We start from the raw sequence: 7,230 nt of genomic DNA on the forward strand, positions 1-7,230 counted from the left end.
TGGACTAAATTTGGCACTCGATACTTCACCCTGATGCCCTTTTAATTCAGCTATCAATTGTCCTTGAAAATTCCATATCCTTGCAGTTTTATCTTCTGAAGCTGTAACAATGTACTGCCCATTTGGACTAAATTCGGCACTCGATACTTTACCCTGATGCCCTTTTAGTTCAGCTATCAACTGACCCTGAAGATTCCATACCCTTGCAGTTTTATCTTCTGAAGCAGTGACAATGTACCGCCCATTTGGACTAAATTCGGCACTCGATACTTCACCCTGATGCCCTTTTAGTTCAGCTATCAACTGACCCTGAAGATTCCATACCCTTGCAGTTTCATCAAAGGAAATAGTAAGAATATACTGGCTGTTTGGACTGAATTCAGCAATCTTAACTATATCTTGATGTCCCTTTAGTTCAGCTATCAACTGACCTTTAAAATTCCACACCATTGCTGTCTTATCTTTTGAAGCAGTAACAATGAACTCCCCGTTAGAACTGAAATTAACACTCTCTATATCTCCTTGATGCCCTTCAAAGCGATTAAATTCGTTTGTTTGCTCAATTGCTCTATATAGCATTGTTATGCTTTGTCTCTCTATCTGAACACTAGGCCTAAAAATTTGCAAGATTGGGTGATAATTTAGTGTTTTAACTGCCCGTACGGCATTCGTCAAAGCTTCTAGTTGTTGGTTGGATAGAAGTGCTGCCTCAGAAGCTTGATGATTTGCTTTAATTTGATTAACAAGTGCATTTTTTTGGCCGATTAAAGCAAAGATTGTGACAGCTATTAAAATAGTTGTTGTAAGAATAATAGATCCTACAAATCGCCCCAATGTTTTATTTCTTAGATTAATGCTTTTTAGCACGAAATCTAATTCTCGCTGGTTTAGTTGATTAGGTTCTTCAACAATTCCGGGTTGAGTTTGTAAAGTTCTATAAACAATTTTTCCAATTTTTTGAATTAAAGAATTAAATAAATTTTCTTGATTTTGATATTCTTTAAGAAGAGTTATGGGAAGCATTGCCTCGAACAAGGCTAAACGTGGGTCATTATTCCACAAAAACTTTGATTCAATTGAATTAGAATGATGACTAACCTTCTGTTGGAGAGTATGTAAATCTGGTTGCCTGTTAATATTATAGTAAAAGTCATTGGCTGCTTGAGTTAAGCGTCTTTGAATCTCAATAGATACGTTTTTATGAACCTGTTCTTGCCATTGTTGTAACTTCACCCATCCTTTCACTAAAAAATCGTGAGATGGCTCTACATACCCTTCCCCTGCTTCTTGACTCTTACCTTGAACAACCAGGCGAGCATTAACGAGGCAATTAATTACTTCTTTTACCCTTTGATTCTCTAAATTATCTATATAATTTATTTCCGATAGCAGAACCTGTCGTCTTACCATTTCGCCTGCCTGAATCTCAACCATTCGCAACATCACCCGACGCATTGTATCTCTATGAGCATCATCAGGTAAGCTTTCATAAATATTATTTGCTCTGTGAGTAAGAGAACCTGCTATGCCTCCCTGCTGGTAAAATTGATCATCTACAGTTAAAGCACGGTCAGTTTTAGCATCTTTTACCCATGCTTGATACAGCTTAAGGTAGAATTCACTAAGGGTAAAAGATAATAGTGGTAAAGCTCCTGGCATCTCTCCTACTTCACTAATCAACCGATCAACTGAATTAGTTGGCTCGAAATACAATGCCATTTCAGATGCTGGCTTCTCGATCACCTCTCGTAACTCATCTGCACGCATGGGTCTCATTAAAAAACGTGCTATGTCCCAATCATATTTGAATTTTGATTCGACAAACCAAGGCTCGATGTCAGAACGCAACGTTAATATAATATAAAATTGCGGACAGTGTTTCAGAGTATTTATTAGCAGTGCCAAAAATTGCTGCCACTCTTGTTGAACCTCATTTTTTTGTTCTGCTCGCTCGTTGTTTTTAAATTTTGACTGACGACGAAAAATTGTAGCTTGCCAACGCTGCGGTTTTTGATTATTTAAATCCGGTTTTGTACCAGATATAATCGTATTTATCTTACTGCTCATTGTAATTAATTCTTCAAACTGGTCAATTATTAATAACAGCTTAAGTTGAGGATTTTCTTGAATCCAAGTAGTTATTATATTGATTAATGTTCGGGATTCTTTTTCTAAACTTGCACTTAAATTCCTTAAATAGACTTGAACTGTATTTTTAAATTTTTCTAAGCGCAATTCTTCATCTGAATTCCGGCATACCATTTTAAGGTCGTCAAAACAGTCAATAATTAATAATAATTTCTTATCTAAAGTAGTATCATTCCAAAAGGTAGAAATTTTTTTAAATTGGTTAGAATTTTCTTGTAAAGCTGCATTTAAAAAATTAATTTGCTCTAGTTGAACCGCTAAAGTTTTATTAGCAATTACCATAATTGTCCTTGCCAAGCTAGTCAAAGGAGACTCACCAGGACGCATCGGTTCTAGAATATACCACTCTTCTTCATGTTCCTTACGCAGATATGGAATCAAGCCCGCTTTTACCAAACTAGATTTACCAGAACCAGAAATACCAACAACAGCAATTAATTTAATAGAGGAGTGTTTAAACTGTGAAATTCGCCCATATAATTCCTCTACCAATGTTTGTCTGCCAAAAAAGAAACGTGCGTGCTTTTCATCAAAGGGTTGCAAACCTCGGTAGGGATTATTATCTTCATTCAGTGGTGGTGCTGGTTTTAATTGCTCTCGTTCAAAACCGGACTTTGTAAAAATGAACTCGCCTCTGTCATGTTTTGGTAAAGGCCAAAGCCCTGGAGTTTGTAATTCTGTTACGCCATCTTTATCTATTAGACTATCGCGCAGATACAAATAAAGTTCAGGGGCTGTGATTACTCCGTCTTTTGTCAAATCTGCTTTATTATCTTTTAGTCCTTCAATTAGGGCTAAAGCGAAAGGTGAGTGAGCGGAATTTTTAGTCGTTTCTCTCCGCAAATCGCTGAAAAAATCAAGTGCTTCTTGGTTATGAGCAGATGAGGTAATAGCTTGCCATGCAGAACATCGGATAAAACGGTCGTAATGCTCCCGATGAATTGTTTCTGGAACTGCAATAACGTTTCTAGTACCTGACCAGCGAAAGTTTCCGGCAAAGCAACAATCCAAAATCACTAGCAGATGATGACAATCGAGTTGAGAGAGTGCTAGGTTCAAATCCCGCATAGGAAGGAAAGTTTCTATCTTTCCTAAGTGGGCATCTTGAGGAATCAAGTAACCTGCTGGCCCATCTTCGCTGTTGCGGGCAATACCATGTCCAGCAAAGTAAAAAAGTAAGCGATCACTTTCTGTCGGTCGAATCTGATTTAGTAACGTTTCTTTTAGTACTTCATTAATATTTTCTAGGGTTGCTTCTTTGTAAGGTGGAAATAAGCAAATTACTTCTTGATATTTGTATTCATTTTTAAATAAATCAGCTAGTTCTCTAGCATCATTAACAGGTGTCGAGAGAGGATGAATACCATTTCGGTAATCATTAATGCCAATAATCACAGCTATGTTGCGGTCAAAATCAGTTCTATCATTACTCCAACTCATTACTTACCTCAACTTGTTGATTTTATTTTGAAAATAAGTAGATTTTTAGTTTATCCTTAGACAATCAATTAATTAAGCGACTTAACTGCTGTAATTGTATACTAACTCTATTGAAATGTACTCATACATCAAAACTATGCACGAATTATCAGTTTCAAATTGAGTAACTATATTCTTTTTACAATAAGTTTTACCTGCCCTGTTGTCCATTCATCGCTAGGATAAGCAGCAGGACTTACGTTTCTATTTACAGGATTTTCATCACTAATAGCCGCCATTAAATCTTCAAGTGGGTTGCTTGGTCGTCTTGCCTCGGCTCTTGTTCGATGCTCACCCAAAGCTGGTAACTTTAACCAGTCAAAACTTGTGCCTGCAACTGTTGCAAAAACTTTGAGGATATCTACACCTTCTTGATAGCCTTCTGGAAGACTAGTACGAAAACGGATAGGTGGTTTGATTTCATGTCCTGCTTCTAAAACAATAAAGTCAGCACCACTAGGATGAAGCTTGCCAATGCTCCAATCCGGTTGGATAGCAAGTACGGTAATGTTAAGAGCTTGAGAAAAATCATTACGAATTTTCAGATAAGCAAATTCATCAACATTGAGTGTTGGTATATTGCTAAATTCACCGAATGACTTTAGTTCACGATTATCACCTGCTTTGCACAGTTCAACTTTAATTTTTCCTGCCAAAGCTGATACGGGATCATTGTTGTCAAGTTGCAAAACAGCTTGATACTTAGATAAATGAACTAAACGATTTACTACATCAGCTGCTGCATTTGGCTCACTAACTTTTAACACAGGTTGCAAATTAGCAATCGGTATACCAGTTGAATCTAGAATTTCATACTCACCTTTTTCATTAACAGAAACTTGATAAGCAACAGCTTCACTTCTGTTTTCATCACTAGATACAAAATCAATCCAAGCATTACCTTCTACTGTTAGTTTAGCGACTTCTAGCTCTGGTAATGCAGATTTTGTTGGCAACAAGCGCACTTTGCGAACAAGTTTGATACTCGGATGCAGCAATAAAGCAGTCGCGCCCTGTTCAATATTCTCAATCGTGTTTTTTCCAATCAGTTGTTTAATTTCAGCCCAAGAGTCCACAGCACCAAGTTCTGTAATTTGAATGAGTGCGACGCGCTTGTCAGTCTGTTTTATATCTGCTGTACCTAATGAATAGATGGCAAATTCTGCATCTTTAAGAACACCATTTGCTTCTCCAACTTGCAAGTGTACCCGCTTTTGCGCTAAATTAACCTTGATAACTGGAACAGTCAGCTGAGAAGCGACAGAGTTACTGCCAAAAATTAAGCGCTCGCTTTCTCCTTGTAACATTGGCATTTGCCGTTCAAACTGACTATGGATTTTGGCTAGCAAGCGATTGTGAAGTGTCTTATAAGTGACCCCAGTACCCAGCTTCTTCAAAGAATCTAGCAACCAATAAGTCAGGGCCCCGTTACTTTCCTGACCATCAAATACATCCTCGTAAGCGAACTCATTATCCCGACAAGCAGCCAATAAAGTATAACCTCGCTGCTCTGGCAACCAACTACTAGCAGCAGCAACATTGCGAGTACTACTAGTTATCTTTTCCCAACTGGACATTAATTCTTCAATTGAACCCACCAAACTCTCTGTTAGTCGAGGTGTTTCATCAACAATACCTAATCCTCGGATGCGAGCGTTTCCTCTAGCGGTTCCCCCTGAATGACAACTATCCAAAACAACAGTAAGGACTAAGCCTTTATCTATCATCTTATTAAATATATATGCCAGTTCAACATCACGAATATATTGTCCTTCTGAGGTGCCAATATCGATAGGAACTAACGACTCATCTAGTCCGTTATCTCCTTTCCATTTAGAATAATTAGTTTTTGTACGCCCACCATGACCAGAAAAGTGGATATAAACAAAATCACCTTTTTCACCCAAGCTAGTTAATTCTTGAATTTTATTTATTATATTTTTATAAGTAGGTAATAGTTCTTCTGGTTCTTTTGGTAGAATTGAATTGTTTGAAATTGAAGACGTAAGTTTAAAAATTTTAATTTTTGGTACTGTATTAAGTAGATAAGCTTCTACTTTATTAACATCTTGCACACATCCTGCAAGGTTTCCATATGAATAGCCTCCAGCTAGTTTATTAGGTAAATAGCAATTAATCCCAATTAATAAAGCATAATAGTTGGTAACTGAAGTAGATTGAGAAATCATAAAAACCTTTAAATTTAATGTAAATTAATTGTTGACATAAATAGTTACATTTTTTTTGTCGTTTTAACCTGCTTTATAGTTTTTTATCAAAGGCTTCTCCTTTTTAGGCGTTTCAGTTGCCTTGATTCAGTCAAATTCAATATTAATCACTTTGTGTTTTTATTATCAAAAGTATAAGTAATTTAACTCATGCGCATATGAGATAAAATATTTCTAATTTAGGCAGTTTAAAAACAAAATCTTTGCTTTACAAAATTATTAAACAAGCTTAAATTTTATGTTTCTTACTTAAATTTCCTCCCAAAATAGTATAAGTGGCAGTTTCATATATGTTGAATTGTAAGCAATACAAATATGTATAGCTGCTAGTTATATAAATTTTATTTGTGCAAAACTACAAATTCACACAACACAAATGATTCAGAACAGCTTTTAAGTGCATATTAGCAGTCTTAGTATATTTAGGATAGTAGTGAAATATAAAAAAAATTAAACTATCTAACCTATTACTCAATAAACCTTACTCAGACTTGATCCCAGCATTTATACATAAATATCTATTTCCTAAAAAACATAAATATTTGTTTACATTACTGTTTACTTTTGGCTCTATTCTTTTTTCTTTTACAGCATTTAATTACCAGAGAAACCCACATCAGTACTAGTCTTTTACTAATGCCCAATATCTGCAATACCCAAAAGTTCCCTAAAAGTTTTCATGATGTTCACATACCTCTACACCTCTTAAGAAACCTGACTTTTCACGGGATGTGGAAAAGAAAGAGTGGTTCGCGATAGTCTATCGCGAATCACTTCCTATTATTTATTATATTTGGAAGTTTCTTCGACTAAATCTTTTAAACCTTGTTTGAGAGCCTCAATTGAACGATCTAAAGCTTCAATTTTAGTCCTTGCAGTAATTTGTTTTTGAGCAACTGTCTATCTTTGTGTCTAGCTGCACAATAACCCTTACCCGCGGCTGCCGCCCCATCTTTAGTTTGCTGAGGGTGGGTGAGCTAATTGTCTCATAATCTGGCTTAGATTCACGCCCAAGATATTCGTCCTCTGCAAAAAGGCGGCGTATTTCCCCAAGCGATCACCTCATGGTGGCAAGAGGTGATCGCTTGGAGCAATTTTGCTATCATTTGCACGCAACATGAAAAGTAGTATCAATAACTCTGAAACAAAACTTAACAATGTGCCTGTTCTTGCTGGTATTTCGATAGGCAGACGGACAGGGTAGACAGAAAAGCCCCTGGCACATCATTGGGGGCTTTCTGTTTAAGGCATAATCAAAGCTTAAATAAATAGCCACAAGCTTTTATTCGTATACTTTTTAGGCATTTTATCTGAACAGAATAATAAAATTTGCAAATCTATGCATAGCTTTGCATAGCTTTGCTTAGACAAATAT

Annotated in this window: 2 protein-coding genes; both read right to left on the minus strand. The window is 36.3% G+C overall.

Going from position 1 to position 7,230, the window contains the following annotated elements; all coding sequences use genetic code 11:
- Positions 1-3,588 (minus strand): nSTAND1 domain-containing NTPase (locus ACWATR_RS38130; RefSeq protein ID WP_460345004.1); only part of this gene is annotated, 3,588 nt, incomplete at its 3' end.
- A gap of 167 nt (positions 3,589-3,755) precedes the next feature.
- A complete protein-coding gene (locus ACWATR_RS38135; protein ID WP_460345007.1) occupies positions 3,756-5,816 on the minus strand; it encodes a caspase family protein in 2,061 nt (686 codons plus the stop codon).
- Positions 5,817-7,230 lie beyond the last annotated feature (1,414 nt).

This window comes from Nostoc sp. UIC 10890, assembly GCF_054786515.1.